The following is a 26,976-nucleotide window of genomic DNA, read 5'->3' on the forward strand; positions in this document are numbered from 1 at the left end:
TCTCCTGAGAGATTCTCTGAGGGTCTTAAAATTTGCGCGCGATCATAGCACACTTCACTCGGCAACCAGCCACTTCTGCCAGCTGTCACGCACCAGCGCGCGCTCAGCGCTGAAGCACTCCGGCGCCACATGGCCCGGAAGTTCCTGCAAAGCAAGATGATGAAGTTCATCACGCAGCGTAGTATAGGCGCGGGTCAGCGCCAGGGCTTCTTGCTCTTCCATAATGTCGTTTTGTGCCAGTAATTCCAGAATGCGCACGTTATCTGACCAGCGCGTCAGTTTCGGTTTTTCATGGGCATAGCGCAGCACCAGATATTGAGTAATAAACTCAATGTCGGTGATCCCGCCTTCATCTGCTTTGATATCAAAGCGATCGCGATGCTTATTACCCAAATGAGCACGCATTTTCTCGCGCATTTCACGCACGTCGGTCTGCAACGTTTTTCCGTCACGAGCGAGCGTTATGATATCGCGACGCACCGCGTCAAACTGAGAGGTCAGCTGCGGGTCGCCATACACCACCCGAGCACGCACCAGCGCCTGATGCTCCCATGTCCAGGCTTCGTTGCGCTGGTAATCGGCGAAAGCCTCGGTTGATGTCACCAGCATGCCTGCGGCACCGGATGGGCGCAGCCGCGCATCCACCTCATATAAAATGCCGGAAGACGTGCGGGTACTGAAAAGGTGCATGATGCGCTGTGACAGACGCAGATAGAACTGCCGCCCGTCAATTTCACGCTCGCCGTCAGTCATCACGTCCATCGGACAATCGTGCAGGAAGATCAAATCAAGATCGGAGCTGTAGCCCAGCTCCCAACCGCCCAGCTTGCCGTAACCGACAACGGCGAAACCGCGGCCCTCGCGATCGCCAAGGTGCGTTGGTTGCCCGTAGCGGGCGACCATTTGCGTCCACGCCTGCTGAACCACGGCATCGATAATCGCTTCGGCCAGCCATGTTAAGTGGTCGCTCACCTTCATCACTGGCAGCGTCCCGGCGATATCGGCCGCCGCAATACGCAGCAATTGAGTTTGCTTGAACTGACGCAACGCTTCCAGTTGCTGTTCTTCGTCATCCTCCGGCACACGCAGCAGATACTGACGTAGCTCATCACGGTAGGCATCGGTTGCGGTGGGCTGATACAGGGTGTTCGGATCCAGCAACTCGTCCAGCAGCAGCGGATAGCGCGCCAACTGGCTGGCGACCATCGGCGAGGCGGCGCACAGCGAAATCAGGTGCTTCAGCGCGCCAGGGAATTCACTCAACAGCTCCAGATAGGTCGTACGGGTGACAATGCCCACCAGCAGCTGAGTAATACGCGACAGCGGCACCGAGGCATCAGCGCGGGAGCAAACATCGCTCAGCAAGTGCGGCATCAAATGATCCAGCACCTGGCGTCCACGTGGGCCGATGGTGCGCTTATCCAGCTCTTTGCGAAAATCGGCGATCAGAGTCAGCACGCGGCGCTGATCGTCTTCCGCAAGATGCGCCAGCACTGGCGTGGTGTCATCTTCCTGCAAAGCATCCTGCCACAGTTCGCGCCACTGTTCCGACAACGACTCTTCCTGGGTTTCGGTTTCATCATCACCGATTAACTCATTGAACACCCGACGCACGTTGCCCATGTGAACGTTCAGGACAGCCGTCAACTGCGACCAGTCATCCGCCCCCATGGCCCATGCCAGACGCGCGCGATTTAGCTCATCGCCCGGCAGCGTCTGGGTTTGTTCATCGTTGATGCTCTGCAGCAGGTTTTCCAGACGACGTAAAAAGAGATAGGCACTTCGTAAATGCTCCGCATCGGTATCAGACAGTAGATGCAGCGCGTTGATGGCGCTGAGCGTAGGTAACAGCGCGCGGGATTGTAGCGATGGCTCACGCCCGCCGCGAATCAGTTGGAAGACCTGAACGATAAATTCGATTTCACGAATACCGCCCGCCCCCAGCTTGATATTGTCTTTCAGACCACGGCGGCGGACTTCACGGGCAATCATCCCTTTCATGTTACGCAGCGACTGGATCACGCTGAAATCGATATAACGACGAAAAACAAAAGGCCGCAGCATGGCGCGCAGTTCAGCGACGTAAGTACCGTCAGCATCCCCCATAATACGCGCCTTAACCATCGCGTAGCGTTCCCAGTCACGCCCTTGCTCCTGGTAATAATCCTCCAGCGCCGAGAAGCTCAGCACCAGCGGACCGCTGTCACCAAACGGGCGTAAACGCATATCCACCCGATAGACAAATCCATCCATAGTCGGCTGATCCAACACTTTAATCAGCCGTTGGCCCATACGGGTAAAGAACTGCGCGTTATCCAGCTCACGCCGTCCGCCCTGCGTCGTTCCGTGTTCTGGCCAGGCAAAAATCAGGTCGATGTCGGAGGAAAAGTTAAGCTCGCCGCCGCCCAGTTTTCCCATCCCTAAAATCAGCAGCGGCTGCGGGACACCGTCAGGGTTGCACGGCGTTCCCCACTCACGACAGCAGGCGTCATACAGCCAGTCTCGTGCAGCGATAATCAGCGTTTCAGCCAGATGGCTTAACTGCTGCAAAATGCTCTCTTCCGTCACCAGCGACAGCGTCTGCGCCCAGGCAATTCGCACCATGATGCGACGGCGAAACAGGCGCAGCTCACGCATCAGCGCCGCTTCATCACCGACGTCAGCTAATGCTTGCTGCAACCAGACGCCATAGTGCTGCCATTCATCCGCCAGCGGCGGTTCGCTTTCCAGCTCTGCCAGCCACTCGGGATGGGCAATCACGCTGTCGCGAACAAAATCACTGAATGTGAGCACTGACTTCGCCTGCAGGCTGAGTGACGCTTCAGGTATTGCTGCTGGCAGCCGATCAACAACGGTCGGCCAGTACTGTTGTAACGGTGAAGAGAGCTGCTGCATTTACGGGTTATCCTTTAAATGATGCCGGATAGTGGCGTTTCGCCTTATCCGGCCTACAAGACATTTAAGCCCATCGCGTAGGCCTGATAAAGGCATCCTGATCTCGGTCCTGATTATCGTTTACCGCTGTGCAGCCAGAACGGCTCCTCAGAGATCGCTTCATTACGATAATGTTCAATTTCAATATGTTGGCGCGTCATGATGGCATGACGTAAACCCTGCCAGGTCGCAATCCATTCCGATGCCACCTTCTCATCGTAATAGCCTGCCAGCATCAGAATACTGTCAATGTTTCGCGTCAGGCGCGGGATTTGGTCGGCATATTGATCGCCCAATGGCTGACCAAACACCGTTTTCAGTTCAGCCGCATGACGTGAAAGATGGGTATCAGAGAAACGCTTGAAGGAGTCGGCGATTTTGGCCTGCGCTTTCGCATCGAGGAACGGTTGCCACCCTTTAGTCACCAACCACTCGGTGAGTGCCAGTTTTGCCATTGCCGTTTGCGGGTTGTAAACCGCAGATACCGCAGAAGTTTCAGCAGCAATAATCGCTTCCGACTGGGTCAGCAAATCACGTAAGTGAGCGCTCGCTTTACGTGGAACATTCCCGCCAAACAGCATCAGGATGTGGCGTACCAGCCCCATCGCCGCCAACACTTCCGATTTGGCGCCTTTTACGCCGCGAACCCATAACTCCTCATGGTACTGCCATTGCGACAATGCCAGTTCCAGCGCGGCTTCAAGCCCCTGCTCAATGCTGACCTTGGCCGGGACTTTCAGAATACGCGTCGGCTTCAGCTCGCGTGGGGCATTCCCCTGCGCCAGATGATAACCCCGTGCCGCCTTACTCAGGCTACCCAGGCGTAAACCCTCCTCGGCAACCAGCTGATTTGCCAACTTCAACACTGCGCGGGTATCGCCGCTGACCAGTTCCAGTTCAAGCTCACAGAGCGGTTCAGCGAACTCTCCGGCCTTCACTTCACCCAGATCGAGGGCGAGTTCAATCTGGCTACCGTCAACCTCAAGCAGCCATTTCTCACGGTTAAAATCAGTGCTGAACAGCGGTTGTAGCTGAGAGGCGAGATCGGCTGGCAGTTCGCCATTTGGCCAGACTTCGGCTGGAAGCAGCGCAAGATCCAGTTCTGGCTCGCTCAACGCAACATTATACTCCGGTCGCTGATGCAACCCCCCCGTCACCCGTCCGGCAATTTTCAGGGTCATTTCATAACGACCGTTCTCACCGCGAATACGCAGCCCCATATCATGGCTACGCAACCACCCATCCGGCGTTTCATAGTAGATATTCAGCAACTGGCTGGGCGCATGATGCTCTCCCCCCAGCGTATTCAGACGTTCGCGTAATGCATCAACAGCATCATTATTGACGATAAATTTTAATTCGATTTCCTGGGTCATGATCTTGTACTTATGGGTTATGTCACAGTTGAGAAAACAGACTGCGAACTAAGTGCGTTCTTGATTGTCAGTAGATAGTATTTTGCGCCAAATTGCCATGCAACGAGCAATTTGACGGGCGTAAAAGTTTCGAGTGGTGGCAAAAAGGACACAGATGATTCCGATTGATGTTGAATGCTTTGCGTAGAGACACTGATGCCACTACTATCGTTCCACTTTCTATGACAATAACGACAGCCTGATGCCAAAATTACGCCTGATTGGATTAACTTTACTCGCACTTAGCGCCACTGCCGTCACCCATGCAGAGGAAAAGCGCTATGTCTCTGATGAACTGAACACCTGGGTCCGCAGCGGTCCGGGAGATAATTATCGCCTCGTGGGTACGGTTAACGCCGGCGAGGAAGTCATTCTGTTACAGACCGATGCCAGCACCAACTACGCCCAGGTAAAAGACAGTACCGGACGTACAGCCTGGATCCCGCTGAAAGAGCTGAACAGCACGCCAAGCCTGCGTACCCGCGTTCCGGACCTGGAAAACCAGGTAAAAACACTGACCGATAAGCTCAATAATATTGATACCACCTGGAACCAGCGTACCGCCGATATGCAGCAAAAAGTGGCGCAAAGCGACAGTGTGATCAATGGGTTGAAAGAAGAAAACCAGAAGCTAAAAAACGAGCTGATTGTGGCGCAGAAAAAGGTCAGTGCCGCGAATTTGCAGCTTGATGACAAGCAGCGCACCATCATCATGCAGTGGTTTATGTATGGCGGCGGCGTACTGGGACTGGGTCTGTTGCTCGGTCTGGTTCTGCCACACATGATCCCAACCCGTAAACGCAAAGATCGCTGGATGAACTGAATCGCCTTCTCCGCCACACTGACATATGATTAAGGGATAATTTTTTTCAGAAGGAAAGTGGCGTGAAGATTTATCTGGTCGGTGGAGCTGTTCGGGATGCGTTATTAGGGCTACCGGTTAAAGATAAAGATTGGGTTGTCGTCGGCGCCACGCCGCAAGAGATGCTCGACGCGGGCTACCAGCAGGTAGGCCGCGATTTTCCTGTTTTTCTCCATCCGCAAACACGCGAAGAATATGCGCTGGCGCGAACCGAACGAAAATCAGGTTCAGGCTACACCGGATTTACCTGCTATGCCGCAGCAGACGTAACGCTGGAAGCCGATCTCCAGCGCCGCGACCTGACGATCAACGCGCTAGCCCGCGATGATGACGGCGAGATTATCGACCCGTATCACGGACGTCGCGATCTGGAAAATCGTCTACTGCGCCATGTTTCCCCTGCTTTTAGCGAAGATCCGCTGCGCGTACTGCGCGTGGCGCGCTTTGCCGCGCGTTATGCACACCTCAGCTTCCGTATCGCCGATGAAACCCTGGCCTTAATGCGCGAGATGACCGCTGCCGGAGAACTGGCACATTTGACGCCGGAACGAGTCTGGAAAGAAACGGAAAATGCGTTAACTACCCGTAATCCACAGGTCTTTTTCCAGGTCCTGCGCGACTGCGGCGCACTGCGCGTTCTGTTCCCGGAAATAGACGCTCTGTTTGGCGTCCCGGCGCCGGCTCAATGGCATCCGGAAATCGACACCGGTATTCACACGCTGATGACGCTGTCGATGGCGGCCATGTTGAGCCCAAACGTAGATATACGTTTTGCCACGCTGTGCCACGATCTTGGCAAGGCCCTGACGCCAAAAGCGCTGTGGCCACGTCATCATGGTCACGGCCCGGCGGGCGTCAAACTGGTAGAGCAGTTATGTCAGCGTCTGCGGGTGCCCAATGACATCCGCGATTTAGCCAAACTGGTGGCGGAATTCCACGATCTCATTCATACGTTCCCGATCCTGCAGCCGAAAACTATCGTGAAGTTGTTTGATTCCATCGATGCCTGGCGTAAACCGCAGCGTGTGGAACAAATTGCCCTGACCAGTGAGGCCGACGTCCGGGGTCGCACCGGTTTTGAAGCAGCAGATTACCCGCAAGGTAGGCTGCTGCGGGAGGCCTGGCAAGTCGCACAGACTGTGCCGACGAAAGAGGTCGTTGAGGCAGGATTCAAAGGGCCGGACATTCGCGAGGAGCTGACACGACGTCGCATTGCGGCGGTGGCCAGTTGGAAGGAACAGCGTTGCCCAAAAGCGTAGGCAGTATGTTGCCGGATGCGCTGCGCTTATCCGGCCTACGGGGTCAACATCTCGTTCCGTAGGCCCGGTAAGCATAAGCGCCACCGGGCACACAAAAGTTAGAAGAACACCACGTAAACAGCGGCGGCGACCACAAAACGATAAATCGCAAATGGAATAAACGAGATACGTTTAATCAGCTGCAGGAAGGTTTTGATCGCCACCAGCGCCACGACAAATGCCGTCACGAAGCCCACAGCAAACATTGGAATGTCTGACGCGCTCAGGAACGACCAGCTTTTGTAGAGATCTAACGCCGTGGCACCCATCATCATTGGTACCGCCAGCAGGAATGAGAATTCCGATGCGGCATAGCGGCTCACGCCCATCAGCATACCGCCTGAAATGGTCGCTCCGGAGCGGGAAAATCCCGGCCACAGCGCCAGGCACTGGAAGCAGCCAATCATAAACGCCTGGCGATAAGTCATATCATCCAGACCCGGCGCGCGCGGCTCTTTCGGCTTCAGGCATTCTGCGGCTATCAGCAGCACGCCCCCCACCACCAGCGCATACATCACGTTGATCGGGTTAAACAATGATTTGATGGTATCGTGGAAAATCAGTCCCAGTACCACGGCCGGGATCATCCCTAACAGGATATGCCCCAGCGTTAGTCGTCCCTTGCCGGTTCCTTCATGCGGGGCTTTACCAAAGTGAATGCCAATCAGGCCAAACAAGCGGCGCCAGAACATCACCACAACAGCCAAAATGGAACCCAGTTGAATAACCACTTCAAATGTCTTTGCGGTAGCGCCTTCAAACCCCAGCAGATGGCCAACAATAATCATATGGCCGGTGCTGGATACAGGCAAAAACTCCGTCAATCCCTCGACCACACCCAAAATTGCCGCCACCAGCAGCGAGTGCATATCACTCATCAATTAACCCCTAGATAGAAAACCACGGCAAAAAAGAGCCAACGTTAGGACTCTTTTATACCTGTTAGGTTTAGATATTATTAATTTAATTACTTTCTTTCAGATTATTGCCACGTTCAATGATAACGCCGACGTTTGCCGCTCTCGCCACCGCCCCCGGCTTGCTGAGCTTGATGCGTACCCATGGGGAATTAAAACGGCTAAGCAGGAGGTCTGCCACCTCTTCAGCCACGCGTTCAACCAGCGCAAAACGTCCGCCTTCCACATGGCTGACCACCGTTTGTGCGATATCAGCATAGCTCAGGCAATCGGCAACATCGTCGCTTTTCGCTGATTTGCGGTTATCCCATGCCATTTCGATATCGAACACCAGTTTTTGTTCGATAGTCTGTTCCCAGTCATAAACACCAATAGTGGTGATTACCGAAAGTTGCTCTATAAATACAATATCCATCACGACCTGCCTGCTTTTTGGCTAACCCGGATACCACTTCCGGCGAAATATGCGTATTATCCACGGAAGTAGTGTTTTACACGACATTTTCAAAACGGAACAGCTTATGAGTGCAATCGCGCCTGGAATGATTATCTTCGCGTACCTCTGCGGCTCAATTTCCAGTGCTATTCTGGTATGCCGCCTCGCTGGATTGCCGGACCCACGTGATAGCGGTTCTGGAAATCCGGGCGCGACAAACGTATTGCGAATTGGTGGCAAAGGAGCCGCCGTCGCCGTGCTGATTTTTGACGTCCTGAAGGGTATGTTACCCGTGTGGGGTGCATACGCGCTAGGCGTTAGTCCTTTCTGGTTGGGCTTGATTGCTATCGCCGCCTGCCTGGGACACATCTGGCCGGTGTTCTTCGGTTTTAAAGGTGGGAAAGGCGTCGCCACCGCCTTTGGCGCCATTGCGCCGATTGGCTGGGATTTAACTGGCGTCATGGCGGGCACCTGGTTGCTGACCATCTTGCTGAGCGGTTATTCCTCGTTAGGAGCCATCGTCAGCGCCCTGATAGCCCCATTCTATGTCTGGTGGTTCAAACCCCAGTTCACTTTCCCGGTATCCATGCTGTCGTGCTTAATTCTGCTGCGCCATCATGACAACATCCAACGTCTGTGGCGTCGACAAGAGCCGAAGATCTGGACCAAACTGAAGAAAAAGCGCGAAAAAGATCCCGAGTGACGGTGCTGCCGGATGATGATGCGACGGTGTCTTATCCGGCTTACAGGATCTGATACCCGTCAACCGGCTTACCCAACCGCTGCTGGCACCACGTTGCCAGAAACTCTACGCACACCCGTAGCTTTACGCTACGATACAATGGCTCCTGATACACCGCCCAGATATTGGCGCTCTGCGCATATTCTGGCAGCACGCGAACCAGTTCACCGCTGAGCAGAAACGGCTGTACGTCCCACTCAGAACGCAGCATGATCCCTTTTCCTTGTAACGCCCACTGCAACACAATCTCGCCGCTGTTAGAAGAAAGATGCCCCGCCACCTTAACCGATTTTTTCTCCTGCCCATTATCAAGTTCCCAAACCCCGTGCGTCATATCGCGCTCTTTGGTAACCAGGCAATCATGGCGACTTAATTCCTGTAACGTCTTTGGATCCCCGTATTCTCGTAAATATGTCGGTGCAGCACACAATATTCTTTTATTTTTCGTTAACAAATGTGCAATATAATAATCGGGAATTTCATCATTAATACGAATATCCAGATCGATATTATCCTGCGCTAAATCAATTTGCCGATCGTACAGTTCAAAATGCACCTGTAATTCAGGATAGCTATGCATCAATTCGGTAATCGCTGGGGCGATATAACTGCGCCCAAACCCAAAGCTACAACCAATACGGATCATCCCTTCCGGTCGCGTTTTGATTTGCGTGACGTCATCCACCAGATGCTGATAGCGGGCGAGGATCTCCTGCGCATGTTCATAGCACCGCTGACCGCTTTCCGTTAACGCCACGCCGCGTGCGGAGCGGTTAAGCAGCGTGGCCCCTAGCGTAGACTCCAGAATCTGAATGCGTTTTGTCACAAACGCTGGCGTCTGCCCAAGGGTCGCTGCCGCCGCGCTAAAGCTGCCGCTATGCACAATTTCAACCAGCACCTGCAGGTCTTTCGCCAGGGGATAGGTGTTCAGCATGTTCAGGATATCCGTGAGGGTGTGAATCGCAGTGTAATTCCCCTGGACATAATAAACCCTGCCTTTGCGCAATTTTTATTATCTTAAGCGGGCATCATTCACGAACTGTTAATTGGTTATTCACAGCGCTAAAAAATATAAAACCACATTTTTAGTGGTAGTTTGTCCGGGAGAATTTATTTCCAGATAAATAAAAGAACTGGAGTTGACATGATGAGCCATCAAAATAACCAACATGCGATAAATACGCTGACTAACATTGTCGCTGATTTTACCGCCATGATTTCTACCCGTATGCCCGACGATGTCGTAGATAAATTAAAACAGCTACGCGAAGGCGAAACCTCGCCGATGGGTAAAATTATCTACCACACCATGTTTGACAACATGCAGAAGGCGATCGACCTGAATCGCCCGGCGTGTCAGGACACCGGTGAAATCATGTTCTTTGTGAAGGTCGGTTCCCGTTTTCCACTGCTGGGCGAACTGCAAAGCATCCTTAAGCAGGCCGTTGAAGACGCCACCGTGAAAGCGCCGCTACGCCACAATGCGGTAGAGATTTTTGACGAGGTAAACACCGGTAAAAATACCGGTACCGGCGTGCCATGGGTCACCTGGGACATCATCCCCGACGCTGATGACGCAGAAATTGAAGTCTATATGGCGGGCGGTGGCTGTACGCTGCCGGGGCGTTCCAAAGTGTTAATGCCTTCCGAAGGCTACGAAGGTGTCGTGAAGTTTGTTTTTGAGAATATCTCCACGCTAGCAGTAAACGCCTGCCCACCGGTGCTGGTCGGCGTAGGTATTGCGACCTCCGTTGAAACCGCCGCCGTGCTGTCACGCAAAGCCGTACTGCGCCCGATTGGCTCACGCCATCCCAATCCCAAAGCTGCCGAGCTGGAACTGCGTCTCGAGGAAGGACTTAACCGTCTGGGTATTGGCCCACAGGGGCTAACGGGTAACAGCTCCGTGATGGGCGTACATATCGAATCGGCCGCACGCCACCCGTCGACTATCGGCGTGGCCGTTTCTACCGGCTGCTGGGCGCACCGTCGCGGCACGCTGCGGGTTCATGCCGATCTCTCCTTCGAAAATCTGTCTCACACCCGGAGCGCGTTATGAAAAAGATCCTGACAACCCCGATCAAAGCCGGAGATCTGGCAGACATTCGCGTCGGCGATGTCATTTACCTGACCGGTACGCTGGTGACCTGTCGCGACGTGTGTCACCGCCGTTTGATCGAACTCAAGCGCCCGATCCCGTACGATCTGAACGGTAAAGCCATTTTTCACGCTGGCCCGATCGTGCGTAAGAACGGGGAAAAATGGGAGATGGTCTCCGTCGGCCCAACCACCAGCATGCGTATGGAAGCCTTTGAGAAAGAGTTCATCGAGCAAACCGGCGTCAAACTGGTGGTCGGCAAAGGCGGCATGGGACCGTTGACCGAAGAAGGGTGTAAGCAATTCAAAGCACTGCACGTGATCTTCCCGGCTGGCTGCGCGGTTGTTGCCGCCACGCAGGTTGAAGAAATTGAAGAAGTGCACTGGACGGAATTGGGCATGCCGGAATCCCTGTGGGTGTGCCGGGTTAAAGAGTTTGGCCCGCTGATTGTTTCCATCGATACCCATGGCAACAACCTGATCGCCGAAAACAAAAAGCTGTTCGCTGAACGTCGCGCCCCGATCGTCGAAGAAATCTGCGAGCACGTGCACTACATCAAATAACCCTCCCGGAGAGGCGCATACCTCTCCCCCTTTCGCAGGGATACAACAATGGCACCTTTAGCTGGTTGGTGGCGATACCTGGCTCCGCTGGTGGTCATCGCCATTATTGCTGTTTTGCCCGTTCCTGGCGGTCTTGAAAGCCACACCTGGCTCTATTTTGCCGTCTTTACCGGGGTCATCGTCGGGCTTATTCTGGAACCTGTTCCCGGTGCGGTAGTGGCGATGATTGGTATTTCTATCATTGCCGTGCTGTCGCCGTGGCTGTTGTTCAGCCCTGAGCAACTCGCCCAGGACGGATTTAAATTTACCGCCAAATCGTTATCATGGGCTGTGTCGGGGTTTTCTAACTCGGTTATCTGGCTGATTTTCGCCGCCTTTATGTTCGGTACCGGTTACGAGAAAACGGGTCTGGGTCGGCGTATCGCGCTGATGCTGGTAAAGAAGATGGGGCATCGCACGCTGTTTCTCGGCTATGCGGTGATGTTCTCCGAACTGATCCTTGCCCCCGTGACACCGTCTAATTCCGCACGCGGCGCAGGCATTATCTACCCGATCATTCGTAACCTGCCACCGCTGTACCACTCTCAACCCAACGATCCCAGCGCCTGCTCCATTGGCTCTTACATTATGTGGATGGGGATCGTCGCCGACTGCGTCACCAGCGCTATTTTTTTAACGGCGATGGCACCAAATCTGCTGCTAATTGGCCTGATGAAAGGTGCTTCCCATACAGCGTTAAGCTGGGGTGACTGGTTCTTAGGCATGCTGCCGCTGAGCATTTTACTGGTGTTGATCGTGCCCTGGCTGGCCTACGTGCTGTACCCACCGGTGCAGAAATCTGGCGATCAGGTCCCGCGCTGGGCGGAAACCGAGCTGAAGGCGATGGGGCCACTGTGCGCGCGTGAAAAAAAGATGCTGGTATTGATGGTGGGAGCGCTGGTGCTGTGGATCTTTGGCGGTGACTATATTGATGCCGCAATGGTCGGCTACAGCGTGGTGGCGTTGATGCTGGTACTGCGCATCATTTGCTGGGATGACATTGTCAGTAATAAAGCAGCATGGAACGTCTTTTTCTGGCTGGCTTCGCTGATTACCCTTGCCACCGGGCTGAACAATACTGGCTTTATCTCCTGGTTCGGCAAACTGCTGGCAAACGGACTCAGCGGCTACTCGCCGATAATGGTAATGGTGGCGTTGATCGTGGTGTTCTATCTGTTGCGTTATTTCTTTGCCAGCGCCACGGCCTATACCTCTGCCCTCGCGCCAATGATGATTGCAGCCGCGTTGGCGATGCCGGACATCCCGCTGCCGGTATTCTGCCTGATGGTCGGTGCCGCCATTGGTCTGGGCAGCATTTTGACCCCGTACGCTACCGGACCAAGCCCGATCTACTACGGCAGCGGCTACTTGCCGACGGCCGATTACTGGCGACTGGGCGCCATCTTCGGCCTGATATTCCTCGTCCTGCTGGTGATAACCGGCCTGCTGTGGATGCCTCTGGTTTTACTGTAAATCCCGCCGGGGCGGCGTAGTGTCGCCCCTTTTCCCTACGCATCTCACCAGTCCGCTCCCAGTGCGCTTACGCCGCCGGTAACTCCGCCAACGGCCAGCGTGGACGCACGGTGACACCAAGGTCTGCCGTTGCTCCGGATTTAAAACGCACCATGCCCGCATAGGCGATCATCGCCCCGTTATCGGTACAAAATTCCGGGCGCGCATAGAACACTTCGCCACGGCGTTTTTGCATCATTTCCGCAAGCGCGGCCCGCAGGGTACGGTTAGCGCTCACGCCCCCCGCCATCACCAGACGCTTAAAACCGGTTTGATCCAGCGCGCGTTTGCACTTGATCATCAGCGTATCGACCACCGCATCTTCAAATGCACGGGCGATATCCGCACGGGTCTGATCGTCGTTTTCGTTATTACGAATGGTATTCGCGGCGAACGTTTTCAGGCCTGAGAAGCTGAAATCCAGCCCCGGACGATCGGTCATCGGGCGCGGGAAGACAAAACGCTTTTCCACGCCCTGAGACGCCAGCTTAGACAGCATCGGTCCACCTGGATAATCCAGCCCCAGCAGTTTGGCCGTTTTATCGAACGCTTCACCGGCCGCATCGTCAATCGATTCGCCCAGCAACTCATACTGTCCAATACCGGTGACGCTAATCAGCTGCGTGTGTCCGCCAGAAACCAGCAGCGCTACAAAAGGATATTCCGGCGGATTATCTTCCAGCATCGGTGCCAGCAAATGGCCTTCCATATGGTGTACAGGAATGGCCGGAACATTCCAGGCGAACGCCAGAGAACGCCCTACGGTCGCCCCCACCAGCAGCGCACCGACCAGACCCGGCCCTGCGGTATAGGCCACCGCATCAATATCTTTTGCCGTTAACCCTGCTTCAATCAGCGCCGCCTGAATCAACGGTACGGTTTTACGCACGTGATCGCGCGAAGCCAATTCAGGCACTACTCCACCGTAGTCAGCGTGCAATTTCACCTGACTATACAATTGGTTGGCTAAAAGACCTTTTTCATCGTCGTAAATGGCGATGCCGGTTTCATCGCAGGATGTTTCAATTCCCAGTACACGCATGACTTGTTTTACCTCGCTCTAATACCGCGCAGTGTAGGTCGAATGCGGGTTGATGTAAAACTTTGTTCGCCCAAGGAAGAACCCTCGTGTATACTCCTCACCCTTATAAAAGTCCCTTTCAAAATCGCGTCGGTGCTTTACAAAGCAGCAGCAATTGCAGTAAAATTCCGCACCATTTTGAAATAAGCTGGCGTAGATGCCAGCGGCAAACCGAATTTATAAAGGTGAGAGTTACATGCCGGTAATTAAAGTACGTGAAAACGAGCCGTTCGACGTAGCACTGCGTCGCTTCAAGCGTTCCTGCGAGAAAGCAGGTGTTCTGGCGGAAGTTCGTCGTCGTGAGTTCTATGAAAAACCGACTACCGAACGTAAGCGCGCTAAAGCTTCTGCTGTGAAACGTCACGCGAAGAAACTGGCTCGCGAAAACGCACGCCGCACTCGTCTGTACTAATCTATTGGGAGCTAAGGCTCTCAATTCAGACTGAGTTGTAGTTGTAAGGCCGTGCTTCCGGAAGGAATGCGCGGCTTATTTTCGTTTATACATCAGTAACTACACAAAATCATTCACACTGTATCAAGACGGCAAGTGAGTGAATCCCCGGAGCTTACTTAAGTAAGTGACAGGGGTGAGCGAGCGCAGCCAACGCAGAGACAGTTTGAAGGATGAAGTGTAATAACGGGGCATATGGCTGGACGAATCCCACGTGTATTCATTAATGACCTGCTGGCAAGAACCGACATCGTCGATCTCATCGATGCACGAGTTAAGCTGAAAAAGCAGGGCAAAAATTATCATGCGTGTTGTCCGTTCCATAACGAGAAAACCCCCTCTTTCACCGTAAACGGTGAAAAACAGTTTTATCACTGCTTTGGGTGTGGCGCGCACGGCAACGCCGTCGACTTTCTCATGAACTACGACAAGCTCGAGTTTGTGGAAACCGTCGAAGAACTGGCCGCAATGCACAACCTTGAAGTGCCTTATGAAGCAGGCAACGGCCCCAGTCAGATAGAGCGCCATCAACGGCAAAGCCTCTATCAATTGATGGACGGCCTGAACACTTTTTATCAACAGTCTCTGATACAACCCGCCGCTACCCCTGCGCGCCAGTACCTGGAAAAGCGAGGACTCAGTAGCGACGTGATCGATCGTTTTGCTATTGGTTTTGCCCCCCCCGGTTGGGACAACGTCCTGAAACGGTTTGGCGGCAATCCTGAGAATCGCCAGGCATTGATTGACGCGGGTATGTTGGTGACCAACGATCAGGGACGCAGTTACGATCGCTTCCGTGAGCGAGTGATGTTCCCTATCCGCGACAAACGCGGTCGGGTCATTGGTTTTGGTGGACGCGTGCTGGGCGATGCCCTGCCGAAGTACCTGAACTCCCCGGAAACCGATATTTTCCATAAAGGTCGCCAGCTGTATGGCCTTTATGAAGCCCAGCAGGATAACGCCGATCCGCAGCGCCTGTTAGTGGTTGAAGGCTATATGGATGTGGTGGCGTTGGCCCAATACGGCATTAACTACGCCGTGGCCTCCCTCGGGACGTCAACCACTGCCGATCACATCCAGCTGTTGTTCCGTGCGACGAACCAAGTGATTTGTTGTTACGACGGTGACCGGGCCGGACGCGATGCCGCATGGCGCGCGCTGGAAACTGCACTGCCGTATATGACGGACGGACGCCAGCTGCGCTTTATGTTTCTACCTGACGGTGAAGATCCCGATACGCTGGTGCGTAAAGAAGGGAAAGAAGCCTTTGAAGCCCGGATGGAGCAAGCCTTACCGCTCTCCGCGTTTCTGTTTAACAGCCTGTTACCACAGGTAGATTTGAGTACCCCGGACGGACGAGCACAGCTCAGTACGCTGGCCTTGCCGCTGATCACGCAGGTCCCGGGCGAAACGTTGCGCATTTATCTGCGGCAGGAGTTGGGAAACAAGCTAGGCATTCTGGATGACAGCCAGCTTGAACGTTTAATGCCAAAACTGGCAGAAAATGGAGCTTCCCGCCCTGTTCCACAGCTAAAACGTACGACCATGCGTATACTTATAGGGTTACTGGTACAGAACCCAGGTTTAGCCCCGCTGGTGCCGCCGTTAGGCGCTCTGGATCAAAATAAGTTGCCCGGCCTTGGCTTATTCAGAGAACTGGTCAACACTTGTCTGGCCCAGCCAGGTCTGACCACCGGACAACTGTTAGAACACTATCGTGGCACAAATGATGCGGCCACCCTTGAAAAACTGTCGATGTGGGACGATATAGCAGATAAAGATATCGCGGAAAAAACCTTCACCGACTCACTCAACCATATGTTTGATTCGATGCTTGAACTGCGCCAGGAAGAGTTGATAGCTCGTGAGCGCACACATGGTTTAAGCAACGAAGAACGCCGGGAACTCTGGACGCTGAACCAGGAACTGGCGAAGAAATAAGAGAAAGACAAAACAAAGACAAAATCATTCGCGTTGTATCAAGGCAGCAAGTGAACGAACGCCTGGGAGTGTACATAAGTACATGACCAGGAAGAGAGAACGCAGCTAACGCAGAGACAACGTGAAAGATGAAGTATTTAACGGCTTAACTGCCGAATATCGATCGGGAAGCCCCCGACAGCCGCACGGAGAGGCAGCGGCAAAATATAAGTATGCCCTCGTTTTGCCGTTGGCGGTTTTACCGCCCAACACCAATCAAACGAATTAAGTGTGGATACCGTCTTATGGAGCAAAACCCGCAGTCACAGCTGAAGCTACTTGTCCAACGTGGTAAGGAGCAAGGCTATCTGACCTATGCCGAGGTCAATGACCATCTGCCGGAAGATATCGTCGATTCAGATCAAATCGAAGACATCATCCAAATGATCAATGACATGGGTATTCAGGTGATGGAAGAAGCACCGGATGCCGATGATCTGCTGCTTGCTGAAACCTCCAACAGCACCGATGAAGACGCGGAAGAAGCGGCTGCCCAGGTTCTGTCCAGCGTTGAGTCCGAAATCGGTCGTACAACTGACCCGGTGCGCATGTACATGCGTGAAATGGGTACCGTTGAACTGTTAACCCGTGAAGGCGAAATTGACATCGCTAAACGTATCGAAGACGGGATTAACCAGGTTCAATGCTCCGTTGCAGAATACCCGGAAGCCATCACCTATCTGCTCGAGCAGTACGATCGCGTAGAAGCTGAAGAAGCGCGTCTTTCCGACCTGATCACCGGCTTTGTCGATCCGAACGCGGAAGAAGACATGGCACCAACGGCGACGCACGTCGGGTCTGAACTCTCTCAGGAAGAGATGGATGACGACGAAGACGAAGATGAAGAAGAAGACGACGACAGCAGCGATGACGACAACAGCATCGACCCTGAATTAGCGCGCGAGAAATTCGGTGAACTGCGTACTCAGTACGAAATCACCCGCGACACTATCAAAGCGAAAGGCCGCAGCCATGCTGCCGCGCAGGAAGAAATTCAGAAGCTGTCTGAAGTGTTCAAACAGTTCCGCCTGGTGCCGAAGCAGTTCGACTACCTGGTAAACAGCATGCGCGTCATGATGGACCGCGTGCGTACTCAGGAACGTCTGATCATGAAGCTCTGCGTTGAGCAGTGCAAAATGCCGAAGAAAAACTTCATCACCCTGTTCACCGGCAACGAAACCAGCGAAACCTGGTTCAACGCGGCTATCGCGATGAACAAACCGTGGTCTGAAAAACTGCACGACGTGGCAGATGATGTCCACCGCGGCCTGCAGAAACTGCGTCAAATTGAAGAAGAAACCGGCCTGACCATCGAGCAGGTTAAAGACATCAACCGTCGTATGTCCATCGGTGAAGCGAAAGCCCGCCGTGCGAAAAAAGAGATGGTTGAAGCGAACTTGCGTCTGGTTATCTCTATCGCTAAGAAATACACCAACCGCGGTCTGCAATTCCTCGATCTGATTCAGGAAGGCAACATCGGTCTGATGAAAGCGGTAGATAAGTTTGAATACCGTCGTGGTTATAAGTTCTCCACCTATGCAACCTGGTGGATCCGTCAGGCGATCACCCGCTCTATCGCAGATCAGGCGCGTACCATTCGTATTCCGGTGCATATGATTGAGACCATTAACAAGCTCAACCGTATCTCCCGCCAGATGCTGCAAGAGATGGGCCGCGAGCCAACGCCGGAAGAGCTGGCTGAACGCATGCTGATGCCGGAAGACAAGATCCGTAAAGTGCTGAAGATTGCCAAAGAGCCTATCTCCATGGAAACGCCGATCGGCGACGATGAAGATTCGCATCTGGGTGATTTCATCGAGGATACCACCCTCGAGCTGCCGCTGGACTCTGCCACTACCGAGAGCCTGCGTGCCGCAACGCACGACGTTCTGGCTGGCCTGACAGCGCGTGAAGCGAAAGTTCTGCGTATGCGTTTCGGTATCGATATGAACACCGACCACACGCTGGAAGAAGTCGGGAAACAGTTCGACGTTACCCGCGAACGTATCCGTCAGATCGAAGCGAAGGCGCTGCGTAAACTGCGTCACCCGAGCCGTTCTGAGGTGCTGCGTAGCTTCCTCGACGATTAATCTCGCCGTATAAACATCAACGCCACCGCAAGGTGGCGTTTTTTTTCACATCCCACGCATGACCAGCGCGTCATCTAATTCCCGATACGCCGCCACTAACTTATCCAGCGTAATCCGGCTTAACCCACTCGGGTTCGGCAACACCCAGATCTGCGTCGCGCCAATCGTCAGCGTCTGTTTCCCCCACTGTGCACCACGCTGGCTAAAGCCTTGCTCAAATGCCTGTTTTCCCAAAATAGCGAGCGCCGCTGGCTGATAGTCTTCAATCTTCTCAACGAGCTGACGACCACCGCTACGCATCTCCTCGAGCTTCACTTCATTGGCCTGCACCGTCGGCCTGTCGACAAATTTGGTGACGCCACAGCGAAAATCCAGCAGGTGTTGTGCCTCTTCTGGCTTTAGCAGGCGATCGGTAAATCCCGCCTGATGGATGACCTTCCAAAAGCGGTTAGCAGGATGCGCAAAGGGAAAACCTGTACCCGCCGAAGAGAGCCCCGGATTGATGCCGCAAAAAACCACCCGCAGCCCCGGCGCCAGTATGTCCTTAACCATAATCACTCCGCACAATACATCAGGCAACCAGTATAACGGACTGAAAACACATTGTTTATAAAAACAGCATCCGTACGCTTATGGCTGGATTGCAACGCAGAGTTACTTTATAATCCACCGCCACGGCCCCTTAGCTCAGTGGTTAGAGCAGGCGACTCATAATCGCTTGGTCGCTGGTTCAAGTCCAGCAGGGGCCACCAAACAAAACAAGGAGTTAGATGAGAGATCGTCTGACTCCTTTTTCTTTGGATGCAATTTGGGTCCGCTTCCCCAACATGCAATACGACTATGATTGAACCGCCCCGGTATGTCTTCTTGAACACTACATCCTTGGTGATGCCGATGTCAGGAAAAGCCCTCTTACGCCGACATTGAATTGAAGGGAAAAATCAGAAAGGGTGGCTAACCCTCTATTTTCATTACATTATATCAAAACGTATATTTAGATATATCTATTATATTGTTTGTTTTGATTTTCTTATATGTTTATATTCTTTTAAGAAAATTAATTCAAAAGGATAATTCATTGCTTACACAATCTGATTTTTCAAAATTCAAAAACCTGAATATTTCGATTAACAACATTCTTGTTTTTGCCGCAGTCATGAATACAGGAGGGATAGTTTCTGCTTCATACTATATGAACTGTTCACCGTCTGCAGTGAGCCTTTCGTTGAAAAAATTTTGTACTTGTTTTCCCGAAAAACTATTCAGCAGAGAGGGCCGTTGTTTAATACCAACAGAAGAGGCACAATTGCTGTATAACGACATTAGCCCTGCAATAAGGAATCTCTTATATGCAATGACGTCCAGCACTGACATTTCCTCAACTGCCGTAGAGCAGATTTTATAAACGTCGTGGCAAGCACATAGTTATTCACAACGAGAACCCTAAATTGTGCATGCTGCGTTAAACTGACAATCGCTTTAATGATAAAATCACGACTACATTGCTGTCGGCAATCCGTACAGCGGGATATGGCAATATTATCTTTCTCACTTATAATCGTGACACTCTTTCATTAATTTCACGTAAACTTAATTGAAGACGGACTGATATTCTTTTCCGATAGGTAGCAGCAGTTTTATAGCTAATCCCCATTCGCCTCGCTGTTTCGTTCAGTCCTATTTTTTCTGTCTGCAGGACAAACCACTGCAATTCCCTTTGTGGTAATCGAACTCCGCCGACCTGGCCGACTTTCCTGGTGATCAACGGACTCATGATCGTGCCTGATGATGCGTCAGCGGAGAAAAATATGAGTTTAGATAAGATATTAATCGCCTCCGCGCGATGAACAATGCCCATAGGTTGAAGATTTGCGACTGCTGCCAGCAACAGAGGGTCACGTAAACGGGTAAAAACAATAATACTATATTGGTCTGCAGGCCACTCGTCCTTTGCAAACTTTAAGAATGCTAATCCTTCCGCCAGCGTCTCACTTTCGCTCGTTAACTCGGTAATAACGAGTACCCGCCCTGGTTCCCCATGACGGGCTGACACTTGTTTCTGCAATGCGGAAAGCGTCATTACTCTTAGACTAATTGAGCGACCTGCCAGGCTATCAATAAAGGCACATAGCCCAAGGGCACTATAATAGATAGTGTCCATAACCAATACCCGCTCGTAGGAAAAATTTAAATTTTCCATATTATGCTCTATTTTTTGTCGAATACATTTTAAAAGCACTATTTAGCATAACCAATGGTTATGTTTCATTAATTTTTATTTTCACCGATAGCTAATTCACAATCGGCAACAGCACTTTCCCCATGACAGACAGTATCAAGATTATAAAATGCAAGTTTAAGTTGATGACTTAATTCCACAGCATATTCAGTAGGATTGAGATTGCGACCTTCACGTATGAAAAGGGTGTCATTAAAGTAACTTCTGACTCTTTTCAAGTGCAGGCTAATAGATGATGCAGAACAACCAAGTACCAGTGAGGCACCATACAAACTGCCCGTGTCAACAAAAACGATAAACGTTAGTATGGACCTAAAATCCACATCCATAAGATGACGAAGCCTAGAGTCATAATTAATTAAATCCATATTAAACGCCTCAATAACTTTTTACCAAAATATACCTTTCTTTTCAAAGGTGCAATAACCATGCAAAAATAGAAACATTAGGTAAAAACAATTAATAAAAGCAAAAACAAAGATGATTATTTCATGCATTTTTAATAAGGAAGTGAAAAAAATCAGATAAATCAAAGCAGATAGAGTTAAATTCCGAAAACATTAAAAAATGAAATAGTTAAATATTACTCAATGATTTAATAAGTTTTATTATTTGAGATACTATCAATAATAAAATAAGAAACCAAACTCTATTAAAGCCCATGTTATTTAAGAGTTTTCTATTCTTAAAACTTACATTAGTCGTCGAAAAATGGTTGGCAAAAAAAAAGAAATGTCGATTTATCAGTTAGGTTTCATAAATAAATAAATTCGAGAAAAGTCTTAACCGTCGTTTAGCAAAGTATTAAAAATTAGTTTCAATAGGGTAACCACGCACATTCCGGGCAGCGTAAAAGCACCCCCACCGTCCAGTGTTAATCTGATAATGTTAATGCTGAAGTTAAATTAGAGGATTCAACACGTTCAATTAAGCGGAGCGGTACACAATGTGTCCATCTGCACCAACGCAAAAAAATCGGCACTGTCTGGCTGGTTGAGGGCAACTCTTTTGGACGCCACCACCTTGAAAGTGGAAACGTCCGTTAGCGTGTTATTCGATAGTCAGCTCACACGAGTTCTTTGAGCTGCTCCTGCATATAGGTCGAAAAGTACTCAGGGTTCTTGATAAGGATACGGTTACCGGAGGCGACTTTTTCAGCCCATCCAGCGACTTTTTTTGTGAACTCAGGATTCCATCCCTCTTGCTCACCGCGTGCCATCACATCTGCTGCGCTCACTGGCACACCTAAATCATGCAAATATTTTAAAATTCCCTTGGCCGTACTTTCATCCATGGAATGGGGTACTGGCGCCGATGTGTTCATACCACCAATAAAATCCAATGCTTTCTCAATTGCTGTTGGCATGCTCTTATCCTTAAAATTAACCGCGTATTAAACACCTTTATACTATGTACCCAAGTCAGCCGGGATATCAAAGAGAACGTTGCCTTTATTTGATTTATGCCGCAGCCAAACGCTTGCGGTGGTGGTTTTCTGCACTATTTTTTCGCATCACCAGCCAAAACCAGCCCGGTTGCCACCGCATTTCGTGGCCCTTCGGTTCCCCGAATATTGCCCTGACCGGCAACAACACCGTAATGCGCCAGCGCGTCGGTGATCATCTGCGGGATTTCAAAATCCAGCGATGAACCGCCCACCAGCACCACAAAAGAGATGTTGCGAATTGAGCCGCCGGGTGAGACCTGCCGCAATGCGCGCAGGCAGTTCGTCACAAAGACCTTCTCCTTGGCCTGACGACGTACCAGCCGAATTTTCTCCAGCGACGTCTGGTTCTCAATGGGGATGGCTTTGCCCGCTTTCAGATACACCACTTTGGCAAACACCGACGGGCTGAGCGGTTCACGAAAGAACTCCACCGCGCCGTTCTCGTGGCGAATACTGAACAGGCTCTCCACTTTCGCCAGCGGATATTTTTTTATCTCCTCTGCCAGAAAAGGATCGCTCAAGCCGAGCTCCGTTTTGATAAGCAAGCTGACCATGTTCCCTGCTCCCGCCAGATGTATCGCCTTAACGGTGCTATCGTTATGGATAATCGCGGCATCGGTGGATCCGGCACCTAAGTCGAGGATCGCCAACGGCGCAGCGCATCCTGGCGTCGTCAATGCCCCGGCCACCGCCATATTGGCCTCCACGCCCCCCACTTCAACCGACGTATTCAGCCGCACACTCAGCTCACGGGCGATCGTCTGCATCTGTAGCCGATCGGATTTCACCATCGCCGCAATGCCAACCGCGTTTTCCATTGAATATTCCCCGGCAACACCGCCCTGGACTTTACGGGGAATAAACGTATCGACCGCCAGCAGATCCTGAATATGTACTGAATTCATATCGTGCCCGCTCAGCGAGGCCATCACCTTACGCACGCGCTCCAGCATGCCACCCGCGTGAGTACCGGCCTCACCGCGAATGTCGCAGACCGGCGCACAGGCGTTCATTGCCTGCATAATTGTCTGAGCGCCTTGGGCCACATCGGCTTCTCCGCCGCGCTTTTCACCACTGATAAAGATCTTGCCCGCCGGGATCACCCGTGATTGCACATCGCCCTGCGGGGTTTTCAGCACCACAGCGGATCGGTTGCCGATCAGTGCCCTGGCGATCGGGACGATCGTTTTTGTTTCCTCCGGCGTCAGGGCAAAGAAAGTGGCGATGCCATAAGGATTCGACAGTACCCGAACCACCTGTCCTGCTGCCGCCACTTCTACCGCCGCCAGCACCCCTTCCGGGACCTTCTCCAGCAGCGTGACTTCATCAATCACCGGCAGCGTTCGTCGCAGACGATTATTGACCAGTACGCCATCGTCCTTTTTCAGGATCGCCGCCACCACGTCGACGCCGCGATCCAGCGCCGCATTGATAAGCCACACCGCCTCAAGAAAATCCATCTCTTCGCCCACCAGCGGGATCCAGCCCTGCGCAAACCGATCGAGGCTCAACGATGCCAGTTTCTCCACGGCGATCGTGGTACCCATCCCTACGCCAACACCGCCTGGCGTTTGCGGGTTATGACCAATCATTGTCGATTCAGTGATGATGGTTTCGGTGATCGTCTCCATCGCCACATCACCAATGACCGGCGCGGCCTCGTTGATGCAGATTTTCGTCACATCCTGAAGCGACGACGACGTTTTTTCCAGCGCCTGCTGCAGGGAGGCCACTACCCCGGCAATGTTATCCCGCGTGCCTTTCATGCCCGTGGTCGCGACGATCCCGCTGGCAACAAACCGGCCATCCTGCGCCAGCGCCACTTCCGTGGTGGCGTTGCCGATATCAATCCCTGCAATTAACGGCATACCGCCTCCGTCACTGACTGCCTTTACGCAGCTTGTTTCTCTGCTGGTACACGTCTGCCGACTCGCGGACAAACCCGGCGTTCACCGTGGCATGCCAGGTGTGCTCCAGTTCATCGGCAATGGCCTGCAACTCCGTAAATGAAGAACGAAATGGGCGCAGCGCATTGTAGATTTCCAGAATGCGAGCATCCGGGATGGCAATCAGTTCCGCCGCACGGCGGAAATTACGCGCCACGGCGTGACGCTGCATCTGCTCGGCGATCTGCGCCTGATACTCCAGCGTTTGCTGAGAAATACGCACATCCTGTGGCCCCACACGCCCTGCCAGTACATTCTCAAGAGTAATATCAGTTAACGGCTTTCCGGTGGGCGTGAGGATTTTCTCCGGGCAGCGAGTCGCTAACGGATAATCCTGCGCGGTCATGATGTTTTCGTTCATCGTCATTCCCTTACTAAGGCAATATGCAGCGTGACAGGCGCGGCATCCTGCACCACGTGTTTGGTTTCTTTAATGTGGAACAGCGCAGCCTTGGCCATAAATTTCGGTCGCACCATCTGGTCATTAACGACCGGTACCGGCGAGGGCGACTCTTTGCGTGCGTAACGCGCGGCGTTCTTACCAATCTGGCGATAGGTTTCCAGCGTCAGCAGCGGGGCCTGAGAAAAAAGCTCCAGGTTGCTCAGCGGCAGCAAATCACGCTGATGAATCACCGTAGTTCCTTTCGACTGGATACCAATGCCGATGCCGGAGCCGCTCAGATTTGCTGCATCCCAGGCCATAAAGGAGACATCCGAAGTGCGCAAAACTCTGACCACCCGCGCATGTAATCCCTCTTCTTCAATTCCGGCCACCAGCTCTTTCAGGATCGCCTTGTGCGGCATATCAATCAGGGTCTTATGCTGGTATTTATCAAAGGCCGGCCCAACGCCAATCACCACTTCATCCGCGCGATCGTCCGCTTTTGCCGCTTCGCCTTCGCTAACCTGCAAGGTGAAAACCGGCTTACGTTCAGTTGTACATTCCACCGCATACCGCCTTATTCAATGCTGCCAGGCTGAACCACACCCGCAATATTTTTAATTTCCGCCCAGCGTTCGGCAGAGATGCGATAGCCGGTGCCGGGTCCCTGATAATCATTGATGTCATTAACGGCGCTGACCACCTCAAACTGGCGATCCAGAATGGCGGATGTTTGCAGATAATCGCCGGTCACACGCTGCCTCAACATGTTGAGAATGTTGCTGGCGATATCGTCAAAACCGCTGGCACTCAGCGCGCCAACAACATCCAGCCCGGTGATATTGCGCTTCATCATTTCTTCCACCGCGGCCAAATCCTCTACCACATTACGCGCGGGCATATCTTTGCTGCCGTGAGCATAGGTGGCGGCGTCGACCTCTTCATCGCTAATCAGCGGCAGGCCCAGCTCGCGAAACACCGCCTGAATAGCGCGAGCCGCCTGATTGCGAATAGCGATAGTTTCCTCTTCCGTTACCGGACGCAGACCGCCATCAACCATCAGATCACGTTGCAGAATGTTGTAATCATCAAAGTCCTCGGCATCGAAGTTCGACCCAGCAAACATGTTGTCGTAGTTCGGTACCGCGCTGTAGCCGGAAAAGATAAAGTCGGTACCGGGCAGCATCTGCATCAATGTGCGGGCGGTGCGGCGAATATCGGAGTGCGAGAAGGTCTGGTCATTCGCCGACGCCACTTCGAGGTCGAGCATCGAGGCAATCAGGTTTTCCGCCAGCACAGCACGGATCCCCGACGGTACAGCCCCGGTCATACCAATACAGCTGACCGCGCCGTTTTGCAGCCCCTGAACGCCCGCGCCCTTAGTGATAAAAATGCAGCGCGACTCCAGATACAGCATTGATTTGCTTTCTGAGTACCCCATCAGCGCCTCCGAGCCAGTGCCAGAGGTGTAGCGCATCTTCAGCCCGCGGGATGCGTAGGCTGAGGCGAGAAAGGATTTTGACCACGGCGTGTCATCGCCGTCGGTAAACACTGACTCTGTACCGTATACCGACACCGTTTCGGCGTAGCTGGTTAAGCCGCGCATACCCAGTTCCAGTTCGGTGGCTTCTTCAACGGAACATTGGGTAAGCACGCCAGGACGGCCGCACTGCGAACCAACCAGCAGCGCCAGCGCGTTAAACGGCGCATAGCGGGCGATGCCTACGGTCGTTTCTTGCTCGGAAAAACCACGGATCCCCGCCTCGGCGGCATCGGCGGCAATTTGCACCGGGTTATCTTTCAGGTTGGTGACGTGACACTGGTTAGAGGGTGTGCGTCTGGCGCGCATTTTTTGCAGCGCCATCATCATTTCCACCACGTTCATTTTTGCCATCACCTCCACCGCTTTCGCCGGGGTGATGGCGGTGGTAATGGCAATAATATCTTCCCGACTGACGTGGATATCCACCAGCATTCTGGCGATGTCCAGCGCGTCGAGTTGCATTGCCCGTTCGGTTTCCGCGACGTTAATCGCGTAGTCAGCAATAAAACGGTCAATCATGTCGAACTGTGCACGATCTTTACCGTCCAGTTCCACAATACGGCCATTTTCCACCTTCACCGACGACGCGGGATCGTAGGGGCTTTCCATGGCGATCAGCCCCTCTTCCGGCCATTCGCCAATCAGCCCATCCTGATTGACAGGCCGCTGGGCAAGAACTTCGAATCGTTTTGATCTTCTCATAGCGCGTTGACTCAAAAAGTAAATAATAAGGACGCCGGGCCGTATCGCTGGTGGTTTACCGTCCCAGCAATCGCCTTTATCAGCAATAGCCGAACTTTAAATGAGCAGAATAATAAAAAAATAAAATTAATTACGTTCCAATTTGGCACGCAATTAAAACGCATCGTTTCATATTGAAACGCGTACTTGGAATATCCATAGAGAATTGTGACGAGGTTAAATGATCATTATCAATAAACACCAAAGGAAGATCACTCACTTGCTATTTTAGATTTTTTTACTGTATTGACTTAATAACGTGC

At 52.4% G+C, this 26,976-nt stretch carries 24 protein-coding genes and 1 tRNA gene; 11 read left to right on the plus strand and 14 right to left on the minus strand.

Annotated elements, in window-relative coordinates:
- Positions 1 to 54 precede the first annotated feature (54 nt).
- Complete coding sequence (gene glnE, locus M2374_RS08905) at positions 55 to 2,895, minus strand: bifunctional [glutamate--ammonia ligase]-adenylyl-L-tyrosine phosphorylase/[glutamate--ammonia-ligase] adenylyltransferase (protein WP_181688735.1); 2,841 nt, start codon at positions 2,893 to 2,895, stop codon at positions 55 to 57.
- A 113-nt stretch (positions 2,896 to 3,008) separates the two neighbouring features.
- Positions 3,009 to 4,310, minus strand: a complete 1,302-nt coding sequence (locus M2374_RS08910; protein WP_135911394.1) for an inorganic triphosphatase — start codon at positions 4,308 to 4,310, stop codon at positions 3,009 to 3,011.
- A gap of 241 nt (positions 4,311 to 4,551) precedes the next feature.
- On the opposite strand from M2374_RS08910, the gene M2374_RS08915 reads away from it, so the two are divergent.
- Both M2374_RS08915 and M2374_RS08920 read left to right on the plus strand, forming a co-directional pair.
- Positions 4,552 to 5,172, plus strand: a complete 621-nt coding sequence (locus M2374_RS08915; protein ID WP_096755626.1) for a TIGR04211 family SH3 domain-containing protein — start codon at positions 4,552 to 4,554, stop codon at positions 5,170 to 5,172.
- 62 nt (positions 5,173 to 5,234) lie between these two features.
- Positions 5,235 to 6,470, plus strand: a complete 1,236-nt coding sequence (locus M2374_RS08920; protein WP_096755625.1) for a multifunctional CCA addition/repair protein — start codon at positions 5,235 to 5,237, stop codon at positions 6,468 to 6,470.
- Between the two features lie 98 nt (positions 6,471 to 6,568).
- On the opposite strand, the gene bacA is transcribed toward M2374_RS08920, so the two are convergent.
- Together bacA and folB are read right to left on the minus strand one after the other, a co-directional pair.
- Entirely contained in the window at positions 6,569 to 7,387 is an 819-nt protein-coding gene (gene bacA, locus M2374_RS08925) for an undecaprenyl-diphosphate phosphatase (protein ID WP_096755624.1), read from the minus strand.
- Positions 7,388 to 7,472: 85 nt separating this feature from the next.
- A complete protein-coding gene (folB, locus tag M2374_RS08930; protein ID WP_096755623.1) occupies positions 7,473 to 7,841 on the minus strand; it encodes a bifunctional dihydroneopterin aldolase/7,8-dihydroneopterin epimerase in 369 nt (122 codons plus the stop codon).
- Between the two features lie 106 nt (positions 7,842 to 7,947).
- Between folB and plsY the strand changes: the two genes are divergently transcribed.
- Positions 7,948 to 8,565: a glycerol-3-phosphate 1-O-acyltransferase PlsY gene (plsY, locus tag M2374_RS08935; RefSeq protein WP_096759329.1), complete on the plus strand. Its 618-nt coding sequence runs from the start codon at positions 7,948 to 7,950 to the stop codon at positions 8,563 to 8,565.
- A gap of 40 nt (positions 8,566 to 8,605) precedes the next feature.
- On the opposite strand, the gene M2374_RS08940 is transcribed toward plsY, so the two are convergent.
- A complete protein-coding gene (locus M2374_RS08940) occupies positions 8,606 to 9,538 on the minus strand; it encodes a LysR family transcriptional regulator (RefSeq protein WP_153880018.1) in 933 nt (310 codons plus the stop codon).
- Positions 9,539 to 9,748: 210 nt separating this feature from the next.
- Here M2374_RS08940 and ttdA point away from each other — a divergent pair, with 210 nt between their 5' ends.
- The 3 genes from ttdA to M2374_RS08955 are packed head-to-tail and all read left to right on the plus strand — an operon-like array spanning position 9,749 to position 12,774.
- Positions 9,749 to 10,660 (plus strand): L(+)-tartrate dehydratase subunit alpha, encoded by a 912-nt coding sequence (gene ttdA, locus M2374_RS08945; RefSeq protein ID WP_096755621.1) that lies wholly within the window; start codon positions 9,749 to 9,751, stop codon positions 10,658 to 10,660.
- Complete coding sequence (ttdB, locus tag M2374_RS08950; protein WP_181688734.1) at positions 10,657 to 11,262, plus strand: L(+)-tartrate dehydratase subunit beta; 606 nt, start codon at positions 10,657 to 10,659, stop codon at positions 11,260 to 11,262. Before ttdA ends, ttdB begins: the two co-directional genes overlap by 4 nt.
- A gap of 48 nt (positions 11,263 to 11,310) precedes the next feature.
- Positions 11,311 to 12,774 carry an anion permease gene (locus M2374_RS08955; protein ID WP_181688733.1) on the plus strand — a complete coding sequence of 488 codons (1,464 nt, stop codon included), beginning with the start codon at positions 11,311 to 11,313 and terminating at the stop codon, positions 12,772 to 12,774.
- Positions 12,775 to 12,841: 67 nt separating this feature from the next.
- On the opposite strand, the gene tsaD is transcribed toward M2374_RS08955, so the two are convergent.
- Positions 12,842 to 13,855: a tRNA (adenosine(37)-N6)-threonylcarbamoyltransferase complex transferase subunit TsaD gene (gene tsaD / locus M2374_RS08960; protein WP_096755618.1), complete on the minus strand. Its 1,014-nt coding sequence runs from the start codon at positions 13,853 to 13,855 to the stop codon at positions 12,842 to 12,844.
- Between the two features lie 235 nt (positions 13,856 to 14,090).
- On the opposite strand from tsaD, the gene rpsU reads away from it, so the two are divergent.
- The 3 genes from rpsU to rpoD all read left to right on the plus strand — a co-directional run bounded on the left by rpsU (position 14,091) and on the right by rpoD (position 18,415).
- Positions 14,091 to 14,306, plus strand: coding sequence for a 30S ribosomal protein S21 (rpsU, locus tag M2374_RS08965; RefSeq protein ID WP_001144069.1), 216 nt, complete (start codon positions 14,091 to 14,093; stop codon positions 14,304 to 14,306).
- Between the two features lie 234 nt (positions 14,307 to 14,540).
- The gene (dnaG, locus tag M2374_RS08970; RefSeq protein ID WP_117342687.1) at positions 14,541 to 16,286 is read left to right on the plus strand and encodes a DNA primase; all 1,746 of its coding nucleotides are present in this window, start codon (positions 14,541 to 14,543) and stop codon (positions 16,284 to 16,286) included.
- Positions 16,287 to 16,570: 284 nt separating this feature from the next.
- Positions 16,571 to 18,415, plus strand: a complete 1,845-nt coding sequence (gene rpoD, locus M2374_RS08975) for an RNA polymerase sigma factor RpoD (protein ID WP_096755616.1) — start codon at positions 16,571 to 16,573, stop codon at positions 18,413 to 18,415.
- A gap of 45 nt (positions 18,416 to 18,460) precedes the next feature.
- On the opposite strand, the gene mug is transcribed toward rpoD, so the two are convergent.
- Complete coding sequence (mug, locus tag M2374_RS08980; RefSeq protein WP_115257458.1) at positions 18,461 to 18,967, minus strand: G/U mismatch-specific DNA glycosylase; 507 nt, start codon at positions 18,965 to 18,967, stop codon at positions 18,461 to 18,463.
- A gap of 124 nt (positions 18,968 to 19,091) precedes the next feature.
- Here mug and M2374_RS08985 point away from each other — a divergent pair.
- A tRNA-Ile gene (locus M2374_RS08985) sits at positions 19,092 to 19,167 on the plus strand.
- A gap of 326 nt (positions 19,168 to 19,493) precedes the next feature.
- Complete coding sequence (locus M2374_RS22345) at positions 19,494 to 19,820, plus strand: LysR family transcriptional regulator (RefSeq protein WP_181688724.1); 327 nt, start codon at positions 19,494 to 19,496, stop codon at positions 19,818 to 19,820.
- A 147-nt stretch (positions 19,821 to 19,967) separates the two neighbouring features.
- Here the strand turns inward: M2374_RS22345 and M2374_RS08990 are convergent, their stop codons facing one another.
- The 7 genes from M2374_RS08990 to M2374_RS09020 all read right to left on the minus strand — a co-directional run bounded on the left by M2374_RS08990 (position 19,968) and on the right by M2374_RS09020 (position 26,674).
- A complete protein-coding gene (locus M2374_RS08990) occupies positions 19,968 to 20,615 on the minus strand; it encodes a hypothetical protein (RefSeq protein WP_135911382.1) in 648 nt (215 codons plus the stop codon).
- Between the two features lie 68 nt (positions 20,616 to 20,683).
- The gene (locus M2374_RS08995) at positions 20,684 to 21,022 is read right to left on the minus strand and encodes a LysR family transcriptional regulator (RefSeq protein ID WP_135911380.1); all 339 of its coding nucleotides are present in this window, start codon (positions 21,020 to 21,022) and stop codon (positions 20,684 to 20,686) included.
- A gap of 698 nt (positions 21,023 to 21,720) precedes the next feature.
- A complete protein-coding gene (locus M2374_RS09000; protein WP_115257453.1) occupies positions 21,721 to 22,020 on the minus strand; it encodes a DUF1889 family protein in 300 nt (99 codons plus the stop codon).
- Between the two features lie 134 nt (positions 22,021 to 22,154).
- The gene (locus M2374_RS09005; RefSeq protein ID WP_181688723.1) at positions 22,155 to 23,969 is read right to left on the minus strand and encodes a diol dehydratase reactivase subunit alpha; all 1,815 of its coding nucleotides are present in this window, start codon (positions 23,967 to 23,969) and stop codon (positions 22,155 to 22,157) included.
- 10 nt (positions 23,970 to 23,979) lie between these two features.
- Positions 23,980 to 24,408, minus strand: coding sequence for a diol dehydratase small subunit (locus M2374_RS09010; RefSeq protein WP_071697585.1), 429 nt, complete (start codon positions 24,406 to 24,408; stop codon positions 23,980 to 23,982).
- A gap of 2 nt (positions 24,409 to 24,410) precedes the next feature.
- The gene (locus M2374_RS09015) at positions 24,411 to 24,995 is read right to left on the minus strand and encodes a propanediol/glycerol family dehydratase medium subunit (RefSeq protein WP_096755611.1); all 585 of its coding nucleotides are present in this window, start codon (positions 24,993 to 24,995) and stop codon (positions 24,411 to 24,413) included.
- Between the two features lie 11 nt (positions 24,996 to 25,006).
- Positions 25,007 to 26,674 carry a propanediol/glycerol family dehydratase large subunit gene (locus M2374_RS09020; protein ID WP_146717973.1) on the minus strand — a complete coding sequence of 556 codons (1,668 nt, stop codon included), beginning with the start codon at positions 26,672 to 26,674 and terminating at the stop codon, positions 25,007 to 25,009.
- Positions 26,675 to 26,976: the final 302 nt, after the last annotated feature.

Source organism: Citrobacter sp. JUb117 (assembly GCF_024809055.1).
Lineage (GTDB): Bacteria > Pseudomonadota > Gammaproteobacteria > Enterobacterales > Enterobacteriaceae > Citrobacter > Citrobacter gillenii.